Here is a 24,049-nt window from a genome sequence, read left to right as displayed (position 1 = left end):
TTCGTACTAGATGACAATTTTTAATCTCAAGAGAGATTTAATGGTTAGAGTCTGTCAATGCTAATTGAAAACTATAATGTTTGATTTAGCTTACAGCAAATAAAAATAGGGATATATTTTACTTTATTTTGCAAATACGACTTTGTGCAGCAATTCTGACAGGGGTATTATTTGCGCCATACTGATCATATCCATTAAAGCGTTGTAAGACCTCAAAGAAAAAGCGCTTTTCAAACACTTCTGAGTAGATATGTAATAAGCTACCACCTTGATTATCTTCATCGTATAAAATATTAAATTGTTGTAACCTGCCGATAAACTCGGGGCTTAAATCGAATTTAGTAGCTAAATCATCATAATAGTTATCTGGTATTTTTAGTAATTTTAGACCATTTTGTTGTAGTTTTTCTGCGGTATTAAAAATGTCATGGGTGGAAAAGGCGACATGTTGCAATCCTGAACCTTGATAGGCTGATACTGAGCGTGCAATTGAGGTATGTTTATTTTCTGAGATATTTAATGGGATTCTAACTGTGCTGTCAATGCTATGGGCTACCTTACTTTTTATTAAACCGTAAGGGTCTGCTAAGGTGAGCTCATGTTCAGTAACAAAACCAATGATTGCTTTAAAATGTAATGTCCATATATCCATTGTTTCTGCACGGATACCAATCGCAAAATGATCAATGTTATTTAAATATGAGGGTTGATTATACGGTTTAGTATTAAAATCGGTTTGATGAATATCTGCCGCATTATCTAAAAAATATTGTAAGCTACCATCAGGAGCTAATATAGCTGGGATAAATTGTTCTTTCGGCCCTAAGCGGCCTTCATAGGTATGACAACCATATTGTTTAGCTCTACTTAATGCTTGCTCAGCATTACTGACTTTAAACGCACTAGCACATAATGAGGGGCCGTGTAATAAATAATAGTTTTGAGCAAAAGAGTCAGGCTCTGCATTCAATACTAAATTAATCTCACCCTGTTGATACAAGGTAACGTCTTTAGATTTGTGTTGGCCTGTTTTTTGAAAGCCTAGTTGTTCAAACCAATTACTTAACTCATGGTTAGATTGTCCATCCACTGCAAACTCTAAAAATGCAACATTTTTATATTGAGTGACTGATGGAGGTGAAAATAATGGTTCATTTACTTTTATATAATTATATTGTAAATGATGACGTGTTAGTTCTTCTAAATATAATAATGATCTTTTAGCGTATAAAGCTGTTTGCTCTGTAGGGGCCGCACGAAATTCATCGTTAAAAATTTCTAGAGATAAAGGGCCGTCATAGCCAGCTACTAAAATGGGCGCTAAAAAATATTGTAAATTGAATTCACCTTGACCCGGAAAGTTTCTAAAGTGACGACTCCATTCTAATACATCCATTTTCAGTAATGGTGCGTCAGCTAACTGAACAAAAAATATTTTATCTTTTGGAATATAAGCTAATTCGGTGAGGTCATCTTTAATAGATAAAGTATGGAAACTATCCAGAATAATACCTAAATTAGGGTGGTTGATTTGTTTTACTAATGACCATGCGTGTCTATAAGAGTTAACATGTGTTCCCCATGCTAAAGCTTCATAGCCGACTTTAATGTTATGTTGAGTAGCTTTTTCTGCAATCAGATGTAAGTCTTCCATTAGCGTATTATCATCTTTAATACAGTTGCTTTGGGTATTGCTACATAGCAGCATTTTATTTACGCCAAGCTCATGCATCAGTTCAAATTTTTTCTCAGCACGGTTAAGGTTATGTGATAATTTTTCACGAGGAGCTCCTTCAAAATCGCGAAAGGGTTGAAAAAGAGCAATTTCTAAATTCAAGTCTTGGCAAAGGTGTTTAATATCTTTAGGTGAGCCTTCGTAATAAAGCAGATCGTTTTCAAAAATTTCTACGGCATCGAAACCAGCCGCACTAATTGCTCTTAGCTTCTCAGGTAACATCCCACTAACTGAGACTGTTGCGATACTATGTTTCATTTCAGATCCTTTAAACTAAGTGTTCTATATAATATAACTAATGGGCTGTTTAATAACGGTCTAAGCCTGTTCTAAAGAGGCAGAACATTGTGCTGCTTCAATAGATAATGCATGTTGATACCAATATTTTTTGAGCATAATAAGGCAAGAAATTAATACAGCGGGTATGATTAATGATAATAATACTTGGGATAAGCCCCAACCAGCATCTAGCATAAAGGCTCCTGCATAAGCGCTTAATATCGCCCCTACACGACCAATACCATGCATCCAGCTATTACCTGTGGCCCGTGCTGAGGTAGGAAAGAATAAACTGGATAAGGCATTCATACCTGTGTTGGCTCCGTTAAAGCAGAAACCAACAAAGAAAGCGATAAATGATAGCAGTGCAAAGTGTACTGAAGCGTAACTCATTAATGCCATAATCGCGGCACCAATGGTATAGGTGCAGGCTAATACTTTATGAGGGCTGTATCTATCCATTAACCAACCCATAGTGACTGATCCTAAGGGGCCCCCTAATTGAAAAATGGCAGCGATTATTGCAGCTTGAGATAAAGAGAAGCCTGCTTCTTCAATAATAGTAGGTAACCAGCTACCTAGTAAGTAGACTAAAAATAAGGCAAAAAAATAGGCTAGCCACAAACAAATACTACCGACAATATAGTGCTGATTTAGTACGGTTTTAATAGGATTGGCTTCAACTACTTGTATTTGTGGCAGAATAAAAGTGGTGCTCTCATTGGCGGTATTTGATTTGATACGATTGACTATTTGAATGACCTTATCTTTTGAATAGTTTTTTAAAACCATAAAGCTAATAGACTCAGGTAATTTAATGAGTAATAGAACACTTAGCATCATAGGCATAATACCACAGACAACTAATACTGAACGCCAGCCATAGTGGGGGATAAGCCAAGAGGCAATAAAGCCACCCGAAGCTGCTCCTACGGTAAACCCCGCAAAGACTATAGTGACAAAAAGTGATCTATGTTTTGCTGGCGAATATTCACTAATAAGTGTGGCAGCTTGAGGCATTACTCCTCCCATAGCCACTCCTGCTATAAAGCGGTAAATAATCAGTGATGTAGTCGTATGGGAGGTAGCACCTAATAAGGTAAATAATCCAAAGGTAAAGACACATGATACTAAAATTAGTTTACGACCAAATTTGTCAGCGATAGGGCCAGCAATCATGGCTCCGATAGCTAAACCAAATAATGCCGAGCCTAGCACGGGTGCTATTTCTATATTGGAAATAGCCCATTGTCGTTTTAATTCAGGTGCTAGAAAGCCCATGATGGCAACGTCAATACCATCCATTATAACTGTTAAAAACATTAAGCTGATGATCATAAATTGATATGAGCTGGTTTTATTATTATCTAAAAACTCGCGAATATTAATAGTGGACATAATTACTCCTGTTTCGCTTAAGTTGCTATCTTATAAGGCTTATAAATATTTAATTTGAGCTACTTCTCTTAAATGTTCAGCTGTTGTTGTGGGGAAGTTGAAAAATTCTAAATAAGCGGGGATTTGCTCAAACAACATATCTGTTCCTATTTGAGTTTTGCAACCCAGTGTTTGTGCTGCTTTTAGAAAGGGAGTTACTTCTTTTTTCATTACCACCTCACCAATAAATTGGTTGGGATTTAATAAAGTAACATCAAGAGGTAACGGGTCATTGTCATTCATGCCTAGAGGGGTAGCATTAACCACAATATCATATTCAGCTAATGAATCTGTTTGAAAGGCAATTTCGAGTTCTGGGTAATGAGTTTTTAAGCGATTGCCAAGCGATTGTGCAGATCCCTGCCTAGTATCACTTAAACATAATTTAGTAATACCTACTGCTGCTAATGAGGCTGCAATAGCACTACCCACCCCACCAGAACCAACCACGAATGCTTTTTTACCTTGGGGATTTATACCTTTGCGAGTCATCCCTCTAACAAAACCTTCACCATCAAACATGTCGCCGATAACTTTACCGTCATCAGCTATTTTAATAGCATTACAGGCACCTGCAATTTTGGCGGTGGTGCTTAGTTCGTCAACTAGGCTTATAGCATTTACTTTATGTGGCATTGTAATGAGTGAGCCACGAAAATTTTTAACTTGTAGTAGTGCTTTTAAAACAAAAGGAAATTGTTCAGGAGAAACTTCTATAGGTAATAGAATGGTATTAATATTTAGTTCTTGTAAGTAAGGGTTATAGATCATAGGTGCTTTTACACTATGAATAGGATCGCCCAATAGGGTCAAAAAATCAGTTTTTCCATTGATAATCATTTTATTCTTACTCCATAAAATACTGATTGAAAAAATTTAAGGCGGCTTCGTAACCATAAACTCCTAAACCAGCAATCACTCCGATTGCTTGATCTGATAAATAGGAGTAATGGCGGAAAGGTTCACGCTTATAGACATTCGAGATATGTACTTCAATGAACGGGATAGTCACTCCTGCAAGTGCATCACGGATAGCAATACTGGTATGAGTGTAAGCTCCTGCATTAATTATGATGCCTTGTTGTGTTTCTTTAGCAGCATGAATTGCATCAACAATTTGCCCTTCACCATTATGTTGAGTATGACTTATATTGATTTGTAGTGTTTTAGCAACCTGTTCTAAGTGTGCAATTAACTCAGGCAGAGTTTGCTTTCCATAAGTATTAGGTTCTCTTAATCCTAACAAGTTGAGATTGGGGCCATTGATCAGCAGTATATTTGCTACTTTTGTCATATTATTTCTCGTCTTTATTATTTTGATCTTTATTTATGTTTTTGAATTTAACACAGAATTTAAAGGTAAAATACCTATTGCTGGTTCTATCAGTTATAACAAAAACAGTCACACTGTTACGGATAGTTGTGATTTTAAGCGTTGTGGCGAATGGCTAAATAAATAGTATTAGCTAATGGTCTAATCTATTGTTTAATAGTGTATTAATTGATTTTTAATGATTATGGTGAATATTGGTAATAAAAAAGAAGCTTCACCATGTTTAGTAAACATGATCGGTGAAGCTTAAAGAGTGAGGATTGGTATGAAATGTTTAAAATAAGTCAGCTATGAGTTAGCTTATTCTTCACTGAATGATTCGGTATCAATTTCAGCAAGAGTTGCTTTAGGATAACGATTGCCTTGTACTGTTTGTTGATTAATTAACTGCGTTACTTGCGTTAGAATATCATCAGCTATGTCTAAGTTGATTGTTGCAATGTTTTCTTGTAAATGATTAATATTAGTAGTGCCAGGTATAGGAATTACCCAATCGCTTTGCCGTAGTAACCAATACAGAGCAAGTTGTGCTGGTGAACAATTAGCTTGTTGAGCAATTTGGGCGAATTGCTTAAAAAGTTGTTGGTTATGTGACCATTGTGGTTCTTGAAAGCGTGGCATAGCAAGACGTATGTCATTTTTTGGTAAACTATGAAGATTTATTGATGATGCTAAAAAGCCTCTAGCCACGGGGCTAAAAGCTACTAAGGCAACCTTCAGTTTTTTGCACGTTTCAAGTAAACCTAATTCAGGATTACGGCTCCATAATGAGTATTCATTTTGCACAGCTGCAATAGGATGTATAGCATGAGCTTGTTGTAAAGTATTGGCTGATACCTCTGATAAACCTATTGCTCGTATTTTTCCTTCTTTAACTAAATCGGCTAAGGCTCCTACACTCTCTTCGATAGGTACTGTAAAGTCTCTTCGATGTAGGTAATACAAGTCGAGATGATCGGTAGCTAGTCGCTTTAAGCTTTCATTACATTGTGCTTTTATAGTTGCAGGTCTGCCATCAATAACCCGTTTACCATTAACACCCGCCATACCACATTTGCTGGCTAAAAAGATTTGTGAACGTTTAGCCTTTAAGCTAGAAGTGCCTAATAAATTTTCATTAGCGCCAAAACCATATAAGGTGGCTGTGTCGAAGTGGTTAACACCTAAATCTAATGCTTTATCAATTAATGCCTTTGCTTCCTTTTCAGGCAAGGGATGATTATAAGCATGGCTTAAGTTCATACAGCCTAGGCCAATACTCATGACTTCTTTACCTGCTAATTTTCTGGTTTGCAACATTAGCAACCTCTTATAGATTATTTAGTTGTTTTTCTAAATCAGCTAGTACTCGATAGCAATTTATTACTTGCGCTACACTTGAGTTAGGTTCGCGGCCTTCACGAATGGCTGTGAAGAATTCACGATCTTGTAATTCAATGCCATTGGGGGATACAGCTACTTTAGTTAAATCAATTTTTTCTTCTTTACCGTTGACTAAATCGTCATAACGAGCGATATAAGTACCTGTGTCACCAATATAACGGAAAAATGTACCTATTGGTCCATCATTATTAAAGGAGAGTGATAAGGTACAAATAGCGCCATTTTCTGCTAATAACTGAATAGACATATCCATAGCGATGCCAAGCTCAGGATTAATAGGCCCTTGAATGGCATTTGCTTTAACTACTTTTGAGCCAGTTTGATACTGGAATAAGTCTACGGTGTGAGCGGCATGATGCCAAAGCAAATGGTCTGTCCATGAGCGAGGTTGACCTAAGGCGTTAATATTGGTGCGACGGAAAAAATAAGTTTGTACATCCATTTGTTGGATGTGAAACTTGTTCTGTTTAACTTGCTGATGAATCCATTGATGTGAGGGATTAAACCGGCGAGTATGACCAACCATAGCCACTAAATTTGTTTGTTGTTGTACCTTGAGCACTTGTTCTGCCGCAGCTAAGTTATCAGCTAATGGTATTTCAACCTCAACATGTTTACCTGCTTGTAGGCATTTTAGTGTTTGCTCAGCATGTAAGTGGGTAGGAGTACATAATATAACGCAATCCACTTCTGGCATTTTTAGAACATCATCCAAATTGTTTGAATAATGCTCAACGGCATATTCTTCTGCTATTTTTTTAACGGAGTCAATTTTACTACTAACTAGAGCTACTACTTCTGCATCATCAATATTTTTAATAGCATCTAAGTGCTTAATGCCAAAGGCTCCTGTACCAACTAAAGCTACTTTAATTTGTTTCATGGTGTTCTCCTATTAGGCAGGCTCATTTTCTAAAATTAAATGACCTACTGCTGTATTAGAGGCTGGAACGTGATAGAAACGATGCGCAATACGTGGTTTTTTAGTTAAGTTCATCGCTCCGCGTGCTACTAACCACATAACTAACTCAATACCTTCCGAGCCTGCTTCTTCAACATATTCCAAATGAGGCATTTTAGATAAGCGTTCGGGGTCTTCAATAAGTTCATCTAAAAAACAATTATCCCAAGGTTCATTGATTAAGCCAGCACGTGCGCCTTGTAGTTGGTGGCTCATTCCACCAGTACCCCAGATATGCACATTTAAGTCCTCATCAAATGACTCAACCGCTTCTCTAATGGCTTGCCCTAAAGCAAAACAGCGAGCACCTGAAGGAACTGGATATTGCACCACATTTACATGCAATGGAATAACCTTACAGGGCCACTCTTCAACATCTCCAAACATTAATGATAAGGGGACAGTTAAACCATGATCAACAGGGAGCTCATTGGCAATGGTTAAGTCAAAATCATTTTGAATTAATGATTGGCCAATATGTGATGCTAGTTCTGGGTGTCCTTTTACAGTGGGTACAGGTCTAGGTCCCCAGCCTTCATCAGCAATAGGGAACTCAGCTGCTGTACCTAAAGCAAAGGTAGGAATTAAACTTAAGCTAAAAGCATTGGCATGATCGTTATAAATCAAAAAAATAACATCAGGTTTATTTTCTTTCTGCCATTGTTTAGAAAAATCATAACCACTAAAGACTTTCTGCCAGTAGGGTTCTTTATCTTTTCCTAAATCTAAAGCGGTACCTATAGCAGGAACATGAGAGGTATAAACACTTGCAGTAATTTTAGCCATATTATTCTCCTAATGCATGTTTTGGCACAGGTTTGCGTCCACCTGCAATCATCATGTCGCGGTATTCTTGTTCGGTCATTCCAGTCATGCTGCCAGCCATTTGTTGAAACGATAGCCCATCGGTAGCTCCTATTTTGGCTAGGAAATAAATATTGCCTCCTAATGCCAAACAACGATTTAAGTCTCGGGCGATCACTGCTTGCTTTTGCTGTTCAGTCATAGGCCACTCATCTAGATAGGCTCGCTCATTATTTTTAAAGCGTAAGCGGTTTTCTGCTTTCATTAGAGACATACAAAACTGATTTAGATGGTAGCCCAAGCGTGATTGGTCTGCATCAAAAATAGTAGTGCCATGAATGTTTTTATAAGGTTTATCGAGGCTCATTATTATTCTCCTTATTTTATAGGTAGTTATCCTGCAACTTCAGGCCAATATAAGCGCATAGGATTATCAACTAATAATTGTTTTTGTAAATCAGCCGTTGGTGCAATTTGCCTTATATAATCAACCAATAAACCATCATCAGGCATATGATCTTTTAGATTAGGGTGAGGCCAGTCAGTACCGAATAATACTCTATTAGGGAATTGTTCTACCAAGTAACGAGCAAAGGGAGCTACATCTTGATAAGCATTTTGTTCTCCGCTTAAGGCTCTTGGCCCTGTTATACTCAAACGCTCTGGGCAGGAAACTTTGCTCCAAATATTTGGATTATCACGCATTAATTTAACGAACAAGCTAAACTCAGGACCGTCTACTGGTTTGCTTACATCAGGACGTCCCATATGGTCGACTACTACAATAGTAGGTAATGAGGTAAAGAAATCCCATAAATCAGGTAAGTCTTCAGCTTCAAAATAAACCACAATATGCCAGTCTAATGGTGCAATGCGTTTTGCAATGATTTCTAATTGTTCTTTAGGTAGAAAATCTACCAAGCGTTTAACAAAGTTAAATCTAACACCGCGCACACCTGCTTGGTGTAATTTTAATAGTTCTTCATCTGTAATATCAAGTTTGATAGAGGCTATGCCACGAGCCAAATCATTTGACGCTTCTAATGCGTCTACTAATGCTCGATTATCAGTACCATGACAAGTGGCTTGTACGATTACGTTACGTGAAAAACCTAAGTGATCACGTAGTGCGAATAATGCTTCTTTGGGGGCATCACAAGGTGTGTATTTACGCTCTGGTGCATAAGGAAATTTGTCATGCGGGCCAAATACATGGCAATGCGCATCGACCGCACCCTCAGGTAACTTAAAATGAGGTTTACTTGGCTTATTATAAAAAGGTAACCAGCCTTTGGTAACTTCTAGTTGCTGCATTGTAAGCTCCTTTAGTCGATATATTTTAAGCCGGCTTGTGCTAGCGGCTCACGCATGTTGTAGTAATCGAGACCTAATGTACCGTTGGCGAATAAACTCCGCTTATCGTCTTCATTGTCTGATCTTTTTTGTGCAGCTTGAGCCACTTGCATTGCTTTTGCAGCAGGCACTACCACTACACCATCAATATCCGCTATCACTACATCGCCAGCTTCTACAAGCATGCCAGCACAAATGATAGGGATATTTACTGAACCTAAGGTAGCTTTAATAGTGCCCTTGCCATAGATAGCTTTACTAAATACGGGGAATTGCATTTCTGTTAAGTCAGCAATATCACGTACGCCACCATCAATAATAAGTCCTTTGGCACCTTGCGCGCGGAACGAAGTGGCTAATAGATCACCAAAAAAGCCATCACCATTATCTGTGGTACAACCTGCTACCACTACATCACCTTCACGGATTTGTTCGGCAGCAACATGCATCATCCAATTGTCACCGGGTTGGAGTAATACGGTAACTGCTGTGCCACAAACCTTGGCTTGTGGATAAATAGGACGCATGTAAGATTTCATTAAGCCCACTCGTCCCATTGCTTCATGAATTGTAGAGCTACTGTAGTTTGATAATATTTCAACCGCTTTTGGATCGGCACGTTGGATATTACGTTTTACTACACCGAGTTGATTAAATAATTCTAATGACATATTTATAGCCCCTTAGTACGTAATTTTTTATCTAAGCGTGTGAATACTCGACGAGCATTACCCTCAAATATTTGGTGACGCTGTTCAGCACTGATATTTGCTCCATCAATGTAGCGCTTAGTGTCATCAAAATAATGACCTGTTCTTGAGTCTATGCCACGCACCGCGCCAATCATTTCGGAGGCAAATAGAATATTTTTAGTGGGAACTACTTTGGTGAGTAAATCTATACCGTCTTGATGGTAAACACAGGTATCGAAGAAGATATTATTTAATAAGGTTTCTTCAATTTCTGGTTGTTTTAGTGCCTGTGCTAAACCACGGAAACGTCCCCAGTGATAAGGTACAGCGCCACCGCCATGTGGTATTAAGAATTTTATGGTAGGGAAATCTTTAAATAAATCGCTCTTTAAAAACTGCATAAAGGCCGTGGTATCGGCATTTAGATAGTGATCGCCAGTGGTATGAAACTTATCATGGCAACAAGTGCTGACATGTACCATGGCAGGAATATCATACTCCACCATTTTTTCATAAAGCGGATACCAATAGCGATCAGATAAGGCAGGGGAGGTCCATAAACCACCTGATGGATCAGGATTTAAGTTAATCCCTACATTGCCATATTCATTAACGCACTTTTCAAGCTCGGGGATACAGGTTTCTATGGGTACACCTGGAGATTGTGGAAGCATAGCAGCAGGCACAAAGCGATCAGGAAATAGTTGTGATACCCGATAACATAACTCATTACAGATAGCTGCCCATGTTGAAGAGACTTGAAAATCACCAATATGATGCGCCATAAAGCTGGCGCGAGGGGAGAAGATAGTTATGTCAGACCCTCTGTCATCCATTAATCGTAGCTGATTTTCTGTAATGGTTTGACGAATATCATCATCACTGATTTTTAGATCAGCTACGTTAGGTTTCTCTGTTGAGGAGGAAACACTTGCGATTTGCTGATTACGCCACTGATTTAAAGCTTCAGGGGCAGTAGTATAGTGACCATGACAATCAATAACTAAACTCATATAGCACTCCTTTAATGGCTATTCATTATTTTTTTATTTTGCTTGAACGCGACTAGCAAGCAGGCAAATTTCTCCTTGCATTATTAGTCGTGCAGTCCTTAATAAGGCCGCTTTTTGTACTGCTGGATTACCTTGCGAATCCACTGCTACTTCTAGTTCAACACTAAATTCACCGCTAGGGTGCTCAATAGATAACTGATGATGTGTTTTTTGATTGATGGCTGGTTGATAGATTTTTGTAGCAACTGTATTTGGTAGTACACACGCAGTGGCTACAGTAACTGCGGCTAACACACCAATCGCATCATGGCAAACGTGTGGGATAAAACAACGAGTATTAATTGCCCCACCTTGAGTTGCTTCAGAAAGTAGGCACATTTTGGGATAGTTTTTTTGGCTAACATCACCTAAACCCATTTTTTCTGAGGCTTTTAAGCGTAATGTTTCTAATTGTTCTTTTAGCGTTTTATTTTCATTTAATTCAGTCACTGATTCTTGCCCTGTGCAGTTAAGATCAGTGGCTTTGATTAGAATCATTGGCATGCCGTTATCGATACAGGTAACTTCTAATTTTCCTATATTGGGGATGTCAAAAGTATCTGCATAGTTTCCGGTAGGCAATAAGCTGCTACATACTGAACCTGCTGTATCTAAAAAACTAATTTTAATAGGTGCGCTAGTACCAGGGACGCCATCGATTTTACAGCTACCTTCATAAGTGATCTGTCCGTTAGGTGTTTGTATGGTGATATCGCTGAGCATTCCTGTATTTTCAGTTAATACGCGGACGGTCGTTTCACCTTGATGAGCAGTGATTAAGCCAGTTTCTAGCGCATAAGGCACAACTGCTGCCAACATATTGCCGCAGTTAGGTTCAGTGTTAACGGTAGAGTTATCAGGCTGTAGCTGTGCAAATAAAAAAGAAAGTTCAGCTCCTTGTGTATTTGCTTCACACTTAGCGACTATGCCTACTTTACTGGTTAATGGATGAGCTCCACCTAAACCATCAATTTGTCGTTTATCAGGTGAACCCATAGCGGCTAATAAAACTTTATTGCGTTGTTTTATATCAGCTGGCAAATCTGCTTGATTAAAAAATGGGCCTTTAGAAGTACCACCACGCATTAAGCAGCAAGGTATGCGAATTTGTTGTTCCATAGCTTTACTCTTCTTTTTATATTAATAGTGACTATGTTAGGCAATTCATCTATTATGATAAATATGAAAAAAAAACTACTAGATATGACAAATTAGCATAGCTGAAAAATAATCATAAATTATGGAGAGTGGCTGATGAAGAAAGAGTTACCCTTGGACTTAAAACAATTAAAGTATTTTATCCATGTTGCTGAGTTTGGTAGTTTTACTAAAGCGGCTAATCATTTAGATATTGCTCAATCGATGTTAAGTAGGCAGATTAGACGTTTAGAGGTGGATTTAAGGCAAAACTTATTAGTGCGCAATGGGCGAGGTGTGACCTTAACTGATAACGGTAAAATATTATTAGAGCATGCTTATGGCATTATGCATCAAATAGAGCGCACTTATGAAGAGTTAACCAGTGGTCAATTAACAGGGAAGGTTACGATAGGTTTACCACCAACTATGGCTAAGTTATTAGCTGTACCTATTACTAAACAGTTTAAACAAGCACTACCTAAAGCCAATTTGATAATTATTGAGGCATTAACTTCTACGATTGAAGAAGGTATTTTAACGGGAAAGATTGATATCGGATTACTGCATAGTTCGACTCTTGCTGCTGATTTAGAGGTGGCTCCTTTAGGAGATGAGGATTTATGCTTAATCGCTCCGCTTGATGATAACGGTATTAAACAACAAATTTTTACTCTAGAGGAAGTAGCAAAGTTACCGCTAATTTTACCCAGCCATCCCAACTCTTATCGATCTCTTGTTGAAACTGAAATGGCTAAAATCGGTTGTAAACCTGATATTGTGTTGGAAATGAATAGTGTTAATACTATTTTAGAGTTGGTTTACGAGAAAATGGGTTATGCGATATTATCTGCCCGTACTTTGGAATTAGTCACTTATAAAGATGCCTTAGTGGCTTATCCTATTACCTCGCCAACACTGATGAATAAACTATTTATAGCGGTTTCTAATAAAAGGATTATGACTCAAACCCAAAAGACTATGAAGAGTATTATTGAGCAGCTTTGCCAAGCTAAATATTGACTAGATAGCCTATTAATTAGCTGACTATTTGATTAATTTTGTTGTTTTATAGAAAGCTGATAGGGTAGTTAAAAATAATACGGTGCTCATCAAAATTGCCGTCTTTATTCCAACTCTGTCTTAGAGTATTAAAGCGCCATTTAATCGATAAATTTTTAAGTGCACCCTGTTGAAAAGTATAGGCAAGTTCTGATTCTCGCCCCCACTCTCTACCATTACTGGTGCGTAATGTATGTACATTACTGCCTTTAAAATAGCGATGCATCATGGTTAAACCTGTAATGCCTAGGCCTGTAAAATTATAGTCATAACGTAGTTGCCATGATTTTTCTTGAGGGTTGTCGTAGCTATTAGCAAAACTATCGTTGGCTAGTGTACCGCCACTTGAGCCAGTTACTCTCATCCAAGCACTATCACCCGTTAAACGTTGTAACCCTACATAGAAAGTGTGATGATTATAGTGAGCAGAAAATAAACCAAACAACACTTTATTATCTAGTTCACCTGCTTTTTTATTACCATCTTCTTTACCAATAAAGTAGCCTGTATTGGCTCGTAACTGCCAACTACCTAATTGTTGTTCATGTTTAAAGCTAAAATAACCTTGTTTGTAAACATCTTTTAATTGAGCAAACCATGCACCTGCTTGGCTTTTATTGTCATTAAAATTGTATTCTATGCCTGAAAAATTAAACCTATCTGAAGCAGCGAATTTGCCTTTACCTGAGTGGTAAAACATATCTTCCATACTTGCATCGTTTCTTAAGCTAGTACCTCGCATCTGGCCTGCATATAGGGTGGTATTTTGCCATTGGTTAGAGGTAAGCTGTGCACCTTGAAAAGTTTGTGGTAACGAGCGTCCATCATCAGCGCGTAAAATGGGTAAAGTGGTTACCCATTCGCCTACCTTTAACTCTGTTTTCGATAGTTTAAATTTACCAGCTGCTGCTAAACGACCATATTCACGCGCAGGTTTGCCATCATCATGAATCGGTAACATGGAGGTTTTTCCAGAACCTTTACCTGCATCTAATTTAAAGGATGAAAGCCCCAGTACATCTAAACCAAAACCCATGGCTCCTTGCGTATAACCAGATTTAAAATCGAATATGAAACTCTGTGTCCATGCTTTTGATTTATTTTGTGAGCTTTCATTTTTAGGAAAGTTACGAGTAAAGTAATAATTACGTAAGGTTAAGGTTGCATCAGCATCCTCCCAAAAACCTTCCGCATAACTATAGACTTGACTTGTACTTAGTAATAAAACAGTAGTAACTGTATTTTTAAAAGAAGCATAATAATTTTTATTCATAGCGACTCTATCAATTAGTTTTACAATTTAAGATGTTTATTATTTTGATAATTTGAATTTAGCACAGACTAGATCAGTCGAATATGGCAGCATTGCACTATCTGTTATAACAATAATGGTTACACTGTTTGGCTTATTATCTGGTAATAGAAATAAAAAATAGAGAAGAGCTCACTATCATTAGGAAATAGTGAGCATTTGACGAGAAGAGATATTTAATAAATTGCTTGTGTAGACTTATTGGTTAACCAAGGTGATGTTCTGCTAACCAAGTTGTAGCGATATGATGAAGTCGTTTTGCTCTGGTTAGTGCAGGTTCATTGGCTCGGTCTTTTTCGGGTATTTCAAGAGAAATAGCGGTTTCTGTGGGTAGCATGCTTATTATATCGGCTAAGTTTGTGATATATCCTTCGCCCGGTGCTTTGCGTTGTGATCTTGCTTGAGTAATAATTTCATCCATATTTTTAACTTCTTTAGTAGGCACATCACATAACTGAATATACCTAGGCATAGTTCCTCTATAACTTGACCAGTCAGCCGTATTGCTATGGGAGCGGTGGAAATGTATAGAATCTACTAATACTGATAAGTTGCTTTGGTTAACTTTATTAACTAAGGTCACTGCATCTTTTAAGGTAGCAGTAGATAACCAAGGCATAAATTCGACATGAGGTAAAATATCGTATTGAGCGCTTAGTTCAGCTAATAGTCCTAAGTTATCTATTAAGCGTGTTTCATTTTTATCATCTGCTGCTACTAAGGCACTTCTTGCACCGAGTAATTTGGCGGTTTCAAATATTGCTTCAAAGGCTTGAATATCGACATGCTCAGTAATTCGTAAAATTTCAATATCTTCTACTTTTACATCACTTTGCTTAAGCCGAGCAAGACATTCACGCCTAATAGGGGTGTCGCCTTTAAAATCATACGCAGGCTCATTAGGTGTGGCAGGGATTAAGCGTAAGCCAACGCAGTCATAGCCAGCTTGTTGAGCGCAATCGATCATTTCAGGTGGCGTTAATTCGAGTACAGTTAATGCAGCTAATGATAGTTTTCGCATTTTTATTTTTTCCTTTAGCTATTTATAGATGAGTAGTATTTACTAGGATAACTGATCCCTAAGGATAGGGAAGAAAGCATTTGTGTTGTTTTAAGCAATGGGGTAAATAATTGATCCATGTGTTTTTCTGTGAGCCTAACGCTAGGACCTGCAATACTGATAACACCCAAGGCTCTATGAGTATTAGTTTCAAAAACAGGAGCTGCCATAGCTGCTGTACCTAACCCCATACTGTTTTGAAAGCGTGCGTGTTGTTGTTCTCGTACAATAGCTAATTGTTGGTAAAGCAGTTCAATATTAAAGGGGGTAGGTTTTTCACCCTTTTGTAGATAACGCTGTTGTTGTAATTGTATCAATTCAATAGCTGTTGCATCATCTAACGTTGATAACCAAGCCAACCCTGAAGCAGAGAACGCTAAGCGTGCTTCATTGCCCATATCGCTGTCTATTCTCAATGCATCTGTAGCACCTTGCGCTTTAGCCACAAATATTAGCTTGTTAGTATCGATTAAACTTAATCGAACCAGTTCACCACTGATAGTTGCTAGCTCATTAAGTAGTGGTTGTACCACCTGAAAAATATTATCTACAGCCAGCCGCTGAAAGCCTAATTGGGTTAGTTTTAGAGTAAGTTGATAATACTTAGTATCATCATTAAGTTGGACATAACTGTGTTCCATTAAATCTGCAAGTAACCTATGAGTGGCACTTTTGGGCATTTCTAGCCGTTCTGCTATTTCTGTTAAAGCTAGCCCTACTGGTTGGCTCGCCAATAATTCGAGTAAAGACAGTGCGCGATTAATAATTTTAGTTGACATATTTTTCTGTATAGTAAGTAAATAATCTAATTTATTTGGAATAGTTTTCTACTTTATAACTTATCTAGCTATTTTTTGCACTACTTTGTACTGCATGGTTGGCTGCAATCCAAGCAAAGGCTAAACCTGGACCCAGTGTAATTCCAGGGCCTGGATAAGTTCCGCCCATAATCGATTGCATATCATTACCTACTGCATAAAGTTTATTGATTACTTGTTTATTAGCATTTAACACTTGAGCGTTAGTATTTGTAGCAAAACCTGTGCAAGCACCAATATCTCCGGGATAGAGTCTTACTGCATAAAAGGGAGGCTGCGTAATAGTTCCTAAGTTAGGATTAGGTTTATTAAAAGCATCTCCATTTGCTCGTTGATAATCGGTAGTACCTCTTGCGAACTGTAAATCGTTACCTGTTTTCGCATATTCATTCATTTGCGCTATGCTTTGTGCAGTTTTAGCTGGATCTATACCAAGTTTGCGTGCGAGTTCTGCGATAGTATTACCTTGAATTAAATAACCATCCGCCAGAAAAGGCTGTAGTTTTTTACCACCAGGGCGAACCATACCTAGACCATATTTACGTAAACCTTCTGTGTCTGTAATCAAATAACTAGGGATAGAGTTTGTTGTTTGTTGTGCTAGACCAAATCGGTGATATGAGGTTGATTCATTTACAAAACGCTCCCCTCGTTGATTTAGAGTAATCATCCCCGGCTTACCTCTATCTAAAATAAAGTGTGGGAATACGGCAATACTGTTATCTGCTCTTTTACGGGTTGATACAGGCGCCCAAAAACAATTAGTAGGGCCATTAATGTCACCATATACAGCGCCTAACTTTTCTGCTACAACATGGGCTTGAGCAGTATGGCCGGGTGCGCCTGGACACCAGTTTATATCAATAGTAGGAGCTAAGTGTTTACGTCTTTCAATATTTCGATTAAACCCGCCCGAAGCTAGAATAACGCCGCCTTTTACCTTAATTTTCTTAGTGTTACCTTGGTGGGTTAACTCAACACCAGAGATTCCCTGTTCATCTGTAAGTAACTGGGTCATCTCAGTTTCTAATAGGATTGGTACTTGTCTTTTATCCAGTGAATAAAGTAGCGAGGCAATTAGTGCATTACCCATTACTAAGCGAGTACCTCGTGGATATCTCAGCTTATCCATTACATGACGAGCTAATAATTTAGTGGAATAACAGAATGACTTAATATTTTTAGTTAAATTTAGTAGTTGCGTTATATCATCTCTATCAATCATCATTCCGCCTAAGACAGTAAATTCTGGGATAGGAGGACGAACTAACTTAAATCGCTGACCGAGTAATCTACCATCAAAAGGTAATGGTTCGAGAGCACGGCCGCATAACGTAGAATCTTGTTCTTCTGATTGATAGTCAGGATGAAAAGGACGCGCTCTATAACGAACAGAGGAATTTTGCTCAATCTCCTCAACAGCTATTGGGCCAGCATCTAAGAAAGCATCTAGCATAGCTTGGTCAGCTTTTTCACCAATAACAATATTTAAATAATGCTTAGCTTTATCTTTTGTGTCATTAAAGGCACCAACACTTGCAGCATGATGGGTGTTGGGTATCCAAGTAGTGCCTGCAGAAAAAGCGGTAGTTCCACCTACATATTCGGTACGCTCTACTAACAATACTTTTGCGCCTTTCATGGTAGCGAATACTGCGGCAGACATACCTGCGCCACCTGCACCTATCACAACTATATCGTATTCATCATTATTATTTAGATTGTCCCATGCATTCATAATTAACTCGCTATTGTGATTATTTTGATTAACGGTTTAAAAGCTTTATTTGTAATTGCCAAAACAAAAAAATATATGCTATTTTAGAAAACTGGAACAGTATTCCATTTTTTTAAAAGGTATACAACTTATTTTTTAATTACGAATTTGTAGCAACTAATATCAATAAGAAAGGCGTAAATATGAAACAAAACTATTGTGATGTGTTGGTGATAGGTGGTGGAGCTGCTGGTTTTTCGGCAGCAGTAACCGCCGCTTGGCATGGACAAAAAGTAATTTTAATTGAAAAGTCACATTTGTTTGGTGGTGCTACCTGTTGGTCTGGTGGCTGGATGTGGGTGCCACGCAATTCACTAGCACGTGCTGCGGGTATCATTGAAGATATCGAACAGCCACGGCTATTTTTACAAAATGAACTTAAAGATAAATTCGACCCAAAGCGAGTAGACATGTTTTTAAAGTCTGCCCCTGCGATGGTGGATTTTTTTGCTAACAATACCCTACTTCAATTTGAAGACGGTAATAAAATTGCTGATATTCACGGTCATACTGCTGGTGCTAAGGATGGCGGCAGGTCGGTAATTGCTGCCCCTTATCATGGTCGTAAAATGGGAAAGTTAGTCAAAAAAATGTTACCTCCTAAATGGGAAACAGGATTTCTGGGAATGCCTATTATGGCAGGTAAGGATTTATGGAGTTTTTTAAAAGCAACACGCTCCATTTCTGCTGCGTTCTACGTGGCTAAGAGATTGGGGCTACATGCTTTGGATTGGCTAATTTATGGCAGAACTATGCAATTTGTAAACGGTTCAGCATTAATTGCTAGATTAGCAAAGTCAGCTGAGGATTTAGGCGTAACTATTCGAGTTTCAACACCAGCAAAACAATTAATTGAAGAAAATGGTAAAGTGGTAGGTGCTATCGTGAGTACCGAATTAGGTGAAGAAACTATTCATGTTAGCAAAGGTGTTATCCTTGCAGCAGGTGGTTTTTCTTATGATATTAAACGTCGTGCCGCCATGTTTCCCCATATGAAGGATCCCTTAGCACATTGGCCATTACCACCTACTACTAATACCGGAGATGGGCTTAATATGGCGGAACAGGTGGGAGCTGAAGTAGCCACTGATCTAGCTTCGCCAGTAGCTTGGTGTCCTGTGTCATTAGTACCTTATAAGGATGGTACAGTAGGTCATTTCCCACATATTATTGATCGAGGTAAACCAGGGGTTATAGCGGTGATGCATAATGGTAAACGGTTTGTTAACGAAGCTGACGGCTATTATGATTATACTGCGGCTATGGATAGTAAGACACCTGCTAATCAAGAGGTATTCTCATGGTTGATTTGTAGTCATGAATGCCAGCGCCGCTACGGTTTTGGAATGACTAGACCGTTTCCTTTTTCAACTAAGCCTTGGCTTGAATCAGGTTACTTAAAGAAAGCTGATACTATTGAAGGCTTAGCCAGACTATGTGATATTGATCCAAAGGTCTTACGCCAAACCATCGATGAGTTTAATTTACACGCTAAAGAAGGCAAAGATCCTGAATATGGCAGAGGTGGTACAGCTTATAATAGAAAAATGGGTGATCCCGACCATCAGCCTAATCCTAGTTTAGCTCCACTTGATAAAGGCCCGTTCTATGCAATTAAAGTATTACCAGGTAGTTTTGGCACCTTTGCCGGCTTGAAAACAGATGAGCATGCAAGGGTGCTAAATAAAATAGGGCAGCCAATAGAGGGACTATATGCAGTAGGAACAGATATGGCCAGTATAATGGGAGGATATTATCCAACAGGTGGAATTAATTTAGGTCCTGCCATGACCTTTGGTTATGTGGCTGCTTGTCATATAGCAAATAAAACACCTTATACTAATGAGTAGTTTTGGAGTGATACAGTCTTACTTATTGATAAGTATACGATAACGGATAGTGAAATTATTTATGATTGTGTTATGCCTTTAGTTAACCTGATTTTTTCTCGTTAGTTTAAGCAGATTTCTACAATCCAATTATCTTATTTTAAAAAGGTATTTACTGAGAATTTTAGTAACGCAAGAAAAACAATAAAGCTATATGAGATATGAACAATGTCAATGCTAAGTTTAAAAGACCTACTTTATGTTTAATGATTGGATTGTTAGCATGTAACATGAGAGTTACTCCTTTTGTTCTGATTAAAGTTTCGACACCTTTATCAAAACGGGTGGCTCTCTCTTTTGCAAGTGAGTTGTACGATTAGATCTCAATTAATCTAGGTCATTGCTAGACTTGACCGTATTATGGGGTACAGATAAAAATTCTTGGCCTCCTGTCTTAGAAGGCAACCCACATAAATAGCGGAGAAGTTGATTATGAAAAAAGTTAAAATTATTGTTAGTCTGTTTTTATATTTTTTTACATCTCATTTATTCTTTGCAAAAGAAATATTTATAGATGAGTCTTCAGGTAAAGAATATCTATTTTTAGGTAGTGTCGAAGAAAATCAAAAAAAATGGTTAGATTTGAAAAATAATAAAATAGAGTGGATTGAAAATAGTAAGTTACAGCAACAAAGTGGTCAATTAACACCCGAAGAGTTTTTTGAAAAAATAATCAAAAGTGGCCTAATATTTCATGCTGATGGATCTGAACCATTCTGGAATGCCACTATTTCTGAAAACAAATTAAACATATCAATACATGGTGAAAAAGAACAAGAATTAGCTATCAAAACAGAAATGGATAAAAAACCTTTAGATGGTGTTTTTTTATTAATGTTTCAATCAAAAGATCATGAAGTTTATGGGCTAATTAGAAAACTTTGGTGGGATACAACCTGTGATATTAGTGTTACCGATGAAACATCTACTTTTGAAGTATTTATCAATTATCGAGGAAAAATTGTTAAGGGTTGTGCTAGGTTAGATAAGAAGTAGCTTTTATGTGTATATTAAATTGCAAGTGTATATTACTTACTATTTTAATTCTGATAACAATGGTTACTAGCGGAGAAGAAGTTCAAATAGAATCAATTAAATCTACAGAAGGAGCTGGTATAGAATGTACGACAACAATGTCAGGAAATTTAACATTAGATATTATGGGAGAAATAGGTAAAAGAAGTATCTCTATTATAAAAAAAGATAAATACCTATATATAAGTGATAAAGATATTCGTTATTCTCAACCTATCTATGAAGATAGTAAAAATATTTTTTATGTATTAGAAGTTTCTAGGAATATGTACTTTTTACATGGTGAACCTGTACGTGGTACTTTGGGAGATGAAGAATTAGAAAAATCAAAAGAGTCTTATGACATACTTAAGGAAGCATTAGAGGAAGCACATGAAAAAGGAAGTTGTTTGAACTAGAAGTTATAAAATAACATTTACCATTAATAGCATATGTTCATGAAAGAGGATAAATTGATTAAAATAAAAAATATAGTATTTATAATCACCTTTTTCTTTGTATTCCCATTAATTTCTTTTAGTTTCTCTTTAGAGGATGATTATGATGAGGATGGAATTAATGATAAATTTCAAGAAGAAACAGTAGATAATACGTTACATTTAAAGATGTGGCTTTCTTCCATTGATAAAAAAAAAGTCTTACATTATGAAGCCAGTAGATGAAGATAAAATCCCAACTGTTTATCGGAGTTATAAAAAAGGATACTTAGAGTTAGATAGCACATATTATCGTGTGCAAGGGTAGATCTATATAGAATTATATAAATGGTCGCTTGAAAAACAAGACTGGATTTTAACAAAAATAATAACTGGAGAAAGACCTGATCCTGCTAATGATATATTGATCCCATCATTAGAAGTAACATATGTAGAATGTTGTTTTGCTTTAGGTAGTGTAGACCCATACAAAGAATTAACAGAATCAAGAGTTCAGAAAGATATCAACGAAAGATTAGAAAAGAGAATATCTTTATACAATAGCGGCAAGATCAATGTAGCTATCAAGGATGTTGATATATTCGATGCTGTTTCTTATTCAACACTTTTAAATGATGAGAATTTGGTAATTCTTAATGATTTAGCATTTTATTTAGAAAAAGAAAATCCCACTGCTAGTGCTCTGATTTTAGAAAAATATTAACAAAATATCCAAATAGAATAGTAGCTAAATTTAACTTAGCCGATGCATACTGGGCAATTTTGGAAGGAGGCTCTCCTAAGATTAAACAGCTTTATCAAGAATACAAAGAGACAATGATTCAGAAAGGTTTAGCCAAGAAAATACCTGCGAGGGTATTTGAGCGTACTGAATAAGGTAAAGGTTTTGTTTTATCTGTGTAATTAAAAACTAAAATTTATTTAATTTGATCTTACAGCAAATCGAAATAGAGCTATAAATCGGGGTATATATTACTTTGATTAATAAAAAAGCCTAGTTAAATTAATTAACTAGGCTTTGGATATGGAGGCCGGGGTCGGAATCGAACCGGCATAGACGGATTTGCAATCCGCTGCATAAGCCATTCTGCCACCCGGCCATAAGAGTCGGCTATTCTAGCTTTCAGGTTAAAAACTGTCAAATTATTTCCAAATTATTTTTTTGTTTTTATATCATCATTCTACCTTTGAAGCATAGTGATTATTTATGCTAAAAAGACTTTGTTATAGCATTTAAGCTAACAATTATGATAGTGAATTTGGTTTGTGATTTTGTAAATAATTTAGGCTTTTATGATATTTCTCTATTCGCTCTATATCTTTATTGGAAAGCTCTGTAAGTCGTGTTAGGTTCATATTGTCTTTTAAGTCAGCTATTTTTACTGTTTTGGCTAGTTCATTATTGCTAACTCTTTCAATAAATTCTTGGTATGTTTCATTAGGCTGTTTAGTGAGAGCTTCAATAGCTTCTATAATATCCTGTGGAAATCCTTTATTTTTTAAATCTTCTATCGTTATGGTAGTGTCTTCTATTACATCATGTAATAAGGCAACGATTTTTGACTTGTCATCCTCTAGTGAGAACATTAAACGCAGAGGGTGTAGGATATAGGGTTGACCTGCTTTATCAGTTTGCCCTTTATGAGCATTAAAGGCTATATCAAGTGCTTCTGCTAGGTATTTTGAGTTTGTGTTTGAGATTGGCATATTAATAATCAACAGATTATAGGGAGTTGTTGATTATATATGGTTCTAGCAATGAGATGAATAAAATAAAGCCGTACTTTATTAATAAGTACGGCTTATTAGGTGTTTATTGATTCGTTTCAGTTTGTGCGTCTTGTTTTGTTTGTTCTGTGCTATCTTTTAATTGTTCAGATTTTTCTTGCATTTTAGCTTCTAGGCTGTCTTTAGTATCACTAGCAGACTGCTTAGCTTTTTCCCATTGTTCAGAAGCATCTTTGCTGATTTCATCTTTGGTTTCTGCAGCAGATTTTTTAGCTTTTTCCCATTCTTCAGCGGTGGCTTGTTTAGCATTATCCCACTTGTCAGAGGCTTCATTCATTACTTTATCAGTATTTTCAGAGGCAGATTTTTTAGCATCATCCCATGTTTCAGAAGTAGATTGCTTAGCTTCTTCCCATTTATCGGAAGTTGTTTGTTTGGCTTCATCCCATTTTTCTGCAGTAGCCTTTTTAGCTTGCTCAGTTTTAGCAGCAGCTGCGTCTTTGACATTATTAGCTGCTTCTTTAAGATTTTCAGAAGTTGTTGAGGTGTTTTGAGGTGTTGTAGCGGTATCTTTTTTACCATCATCACAACCTGCTAAAGCCAATAATACTAATCCACCTAACAATATTTTTTTCATAAGAAGAACCTCAGTTAATTAATAATAAGTTGCCTTTATGATATAAATAATCAGCTATTAAGTAAGTTAGACGATGGTCATAGTGATTGCTTTGATTTAACAAGATGTTAAAAGTTTTTAGAGGATAT

At 37.1% G+C, this 24,049-nt stretch carries 24 protein-coding genes and 1 tRNA gene; 6 read left to right on the top strand and 19 right to left on the bottom strand.

The window, feature by feature from the left end; translation table 11 throughout:
• Positions 1–118: 118 nt before the first annotated feature.
• From ACQVD9_RS12725 to ACQVD9_RS12670, 12 genes are all read right to left on the bottom strand, one after another.
• Positions 119–1,993 carry a bifunctional sugar phosphate isomerase/epimerase/4-hydroxyphenylpyruvate dioxygenase family protein gene (locus ACQVD9_RS12725; RefSeq protein WP_264746323.1) on the bottom strand — a complete coding sequence of 625 codons (1,875 nt, stop codon included), beginning with the start codon at positions 1,991–1,993 and terminating at the stop codon, positions 119–121.
• A 60-nt stretch (positions 1,994–2,053) separates the two neighbouring features.
• On the bottom strand, positions 2,054–3,412 hold the full coding sequence (locus tag ACQVD9_RS12720) for an MFS transporter (RefSeq protein WP_264746322.1): 1,359 nt from the start codon (positions 3,410–3,412) through the stop codon (positions 2,054–2,056).
• Between the two features lie 39 nt (positions 3,413–3,451).
• A complete protein-coding gene (locus ACQVD9_RS12715; RefSeq protein ID WP_264746321.1) occupies positions 3,452–4,291 on the bottom strand; it encodes a shikimate dehydrogenase family protein in 840 nt (279 codons plus the stop codon).
• A gap of 7 nt (positions 4,292–4,298) precedes the next feature.
• On the bottom strand, positions 4,299–4,745 hold the full coding sequence (aroQ, locus tag ACQVD9_RS12710; protein WP_264746320.1) for a type II 3-dehydroquinate dehydratase: 447 nt from the start codon (positions 4,743–4,745) through the stop codon (positions 4,299–4,301).
• 339 nt (positions 4,746–5,084) lie between these two features.
• The gene (locus ACQVD9_RS12705; RefSeq protein ID WP_264746319.1) at positions 5,085–6,083 is read right to left on the bottom strand and encodes an aldo/keto reductase; all 999 of its coding nucleotides are present in this window, start codon (positions 6,081–6,083) and stop codon (positions 5,085–5,087) included.
• A 10-nt stretch (positions 6,084–6,093) separates the two neighbouring features.
• Positions 6,094–7,050 (bottom strand): Gfo/Idh/MocA family oxidoreductase, encoded by a 957-nt coding sequence (locus ACQVD9_RS12700; protein WP_264746318.1) that lies wholly within the window; start codon positions 7,048–7,050, stop codon positions 6,094–6,096.
• A 12-nt stretch (positions 7,051–7,062) separates the two neighbouring features.
• On the bottom strand, positions 7,063–7,914 hold the full coding sequence (locus ACQVD9_RS12695; RefSeq protein WP_264746317.1) for a class III extradiol dioxygenase subunit beta: 852 nt from the start codon (positions 7,912–7,914) through the stop codon (positions 7,063–7,065).
• Position 7,915: 1 nt separating this feature from the next.
• On the bottom strand, positions 7,916–8,299 hold the full coding sequence (gene ligA, locus ACQVD9_RS12690) for a protocatechuate 4,5-dioxygenase subunit alpha (RefSeq protein WP_264746316.1): 384 nt from the start codon (positions 8,297–8,299) through the stop codon (positions 7,916–7,918).
• Positions 8,300–8,325: 26 nt separating this feature from the next.
• Positions 8,326–9,246 (bottom strand): amidohydrolase family protein, encoded by a 921-nt coding sequence (locus tag ACQVD9_RS12685; protein ID WP_264746315.1) that lies wholly within the window; start codon positions 9,244–9,246, stop codon positions 8,326–8,328.
• Positions 9,247–9,257: 11 nt separating this feature from the next.
• Positions 9,258–9,956 (bottom strand): 4-carboxy-4-hydroxy-2-oxoadipate aldolase/oxaloacetate decarboxylase, encoded by a 699-nt coding sequence (gene ligK, locus ACQVD9_RS12680; protein WP_264746314.1) that lies wholly within the window; start codon positions 9,954–9,956, stop codon positions 9,258–9,260.
• A gap of 2 nt (positions 9,957–9,958) precedes the next feature.
• Positions 9,959–10,990, bottom strand: a complete 1,032-nt coding sequence (locus ACQVD9_RS12675; protein ID WP_264746313.1) for an amidohydrolase family protein — start codon at positions 10,988–10,990, stop codon at positions 9,959–9,961.
• A gap of 33 nt (positions 10,991–11,023) precedes the next feature.
• The gene (locus ACQVD9_RS12670) at positions 11,024–12,148 is read right to left on the bottom strand and encodes a 4-oxalomesaconate tautomerase (RefSeq protein ID WP_264746312.1); all 1,125 of its coding nucleotides are present in this window, start codon (positions 12,146–12,148) and stop codon (positions 11,024–11,026) included.
• A gap of 135 nt (positions 12,149–12,283) precedes the next feature.
• Here ACQVD9_RS12670 and ACQVD9_RS12665 point away from each other — a divergent pair, with 135 nt between their 5' ends.
• The gene (locus tag ACQVD9_RS12665) at positions 12,284–13,189 is read left to right on the top strand and encodes a LysR family transcriptional regulator (RefSeq protein WP_264746311.1); all 906 of its coding nucleotides are present in this window, start codon (positions 12,284–12,286) and stop codon (positions 13,187–13,189) included.
• Positions 13,190–13,235: 46 nt separating this feature from the next.
• On the opposite strand, the gene ACQVD9_RS12660 is transcribed toward ACQVD9_RS12665, so the two are convergent.
• From ACQVD9_RS12660 to ACQVD9_RS12645, 4 genes are all read right to left on the bottom strand, one after another.
• On the bottom strand, positions 13,236–14,501 hold the full coding sequence (locus ACQVD9_RS12660) for an OprD family porin (RefSeq protein WP_264746310.1): 1,266 nt from the start codon (positions 14,499–14,501) through the stop codon (positions 13,236–13,238).
• Between the two features lie 244 nt (positions 14,502–14,745).
• Complete coding sequence (locus tag ACQVD9_RS12655) at positions 14,746–15,561, bottom strand: sugar phosphate isomerase/epimerase family protein (protein WP_264746309.1); 816 nt, start codon at positions 15,559–15,561, stop codon at positions 14,746–14,748.
• A gap of 14 nt (positions 15,562–15,575) precedes the next feature.
• On the bottom strand, positions 15,576–16,379 hold the full coding sequence (locus ACQVD9_RS12650) for an IclR family transcriptional regulator (RefSeq protein ID WP_264746308.1): 804 nt from the start codon (positions 16,377–16,379) through the stop codon (positions 15,576–15,578).
• 64 nt (positions 16,380–16,443) lie between these two features.
• A complete protein-coding gene (locus tag ACQVD9_RS12645; protein WP_264746307.1) occupies positions 16,444–18,156 on the bottom strand; it encodes an FAD-dependent oxidoreductase in 1,713 nt (570 codons plus the stop codon).
• Between the two features lie 182 nt (positions 18,157–18,338).
• Between ACQVD9_RS12645 and ACQVD9_RS12640 the strand changes: the two genes are divergently transcribed.
• The 5 genes from ACQVD9_RS12640 to ACQVD9_RS12620 all read left to right on the top strand — a co-directional run bounded on the left by ACQVD9_RS12640 (position 18,339) and on the right by ACQVD9_RS12620 (position 22,259).
• Entirely contained in the window at positions 18,339–20,045 is a 1,707-nt protein-coding gene (locus ACQVD9_RS12640; RefSeq protein ID WP_264746306.1) for an FAD-dependent oxidoreductase, read from the top strand.
• A 471-nt stretch (positions 20,046–20,516) separates the two neighbouring features.
• Entirely contained in the window at positions 20,517–21,080 is a 564-nt protein-coding gene (locus tag ACQVD9_RS12635; RefSeq protein WP_264746305.1) for a hypothetical protein, read from the top strand.
• Between the two features lie 5 nt (positions 21,081–21,085).
• On the top strand, positions 21,086–21,517 hold the full coding sequence (locus ACQVD9_RS12630) for a hypothetical protein (protein WP_264746304.1): 432 nt from the start codon (positions 21,086–21,088) through the stop codon (positions 21,515–21,517).
• 39 nt (positions 21,518–21,556) lie between these two features.
• Positions 21,557–21,781 carry a hypothetical protein gene (locus ACQVD9_RS12625; RefSeq protein ID WP_264746303.1) on the top strand — a complete coding sequence of 75 codons (225 nt, stop codon included), beginning with the start codon at positions 21,557–21,559 and terminating at the stop codon, positions 21,779–21,781.
• Between the two features lie 178 nt (positions 21,782–21,959).
• Positions 21,960–22,259 carry a hypothetical protein gene (locus tag ACQVD9_RS12620; RefSeq protein WP_264746302.1) on the top strand — a complete coding sequence of 100 codons (300 nt, stop codon included), beginning with the start codon at positions 21,960–21,962 and terminating at the stop codon, positions 22,257–22,259.
• 322 nt (positions 22,260–22,581) lie between these two features.
• Here ACQVD9_RS12620 and ACQVD9_RS12615 read toward each other — a convergent pair.
• From ACQVD9_RS12615 to ACQVD9_RS12605, 3 genes are all read right to left on the bottom strand, one after another.
• Positions 22,582–22,656, bottom strand: a tRNA-Cys gene (locus tag ACQVD9_RS12615).
• Between the two features lie 145 nt (positions 22,657–22,801).
• Entirely contained in the window at positions 22,802–23,263 is a 462-nt protein-coding gene (locus ACQVD9_RS12610) for a GTP pyrophosphokinase (protein WP_264746301.1), read from the bottom strand.
• Positions 23,264–23,369: 106 nt separating this feature from the next.
• Positions 23,370–23,921 carry a prolipoprotein diacylglyceryl transferase gene (locus tag ACQVD9_RS12605; RefSeq protein WP_264746300.1) on the bottom strand — a complete coding sequence of 184 codons (552 nt, stop codon included), beginning with the start codon at positions 23,919–23,921 and terminating at the stop codon, positions 23,370–23,372.
• Positions 23,922–24,049 lie beyond the last annotated feature (128 nt).

The organism is Entomomonas sp. E7T21 (assembly GCF_058693955.1).
Note: the sequence above shows the minus strand (reverse complement) of the source record. Positions and strands in the feature narration are given on the sequence as shown.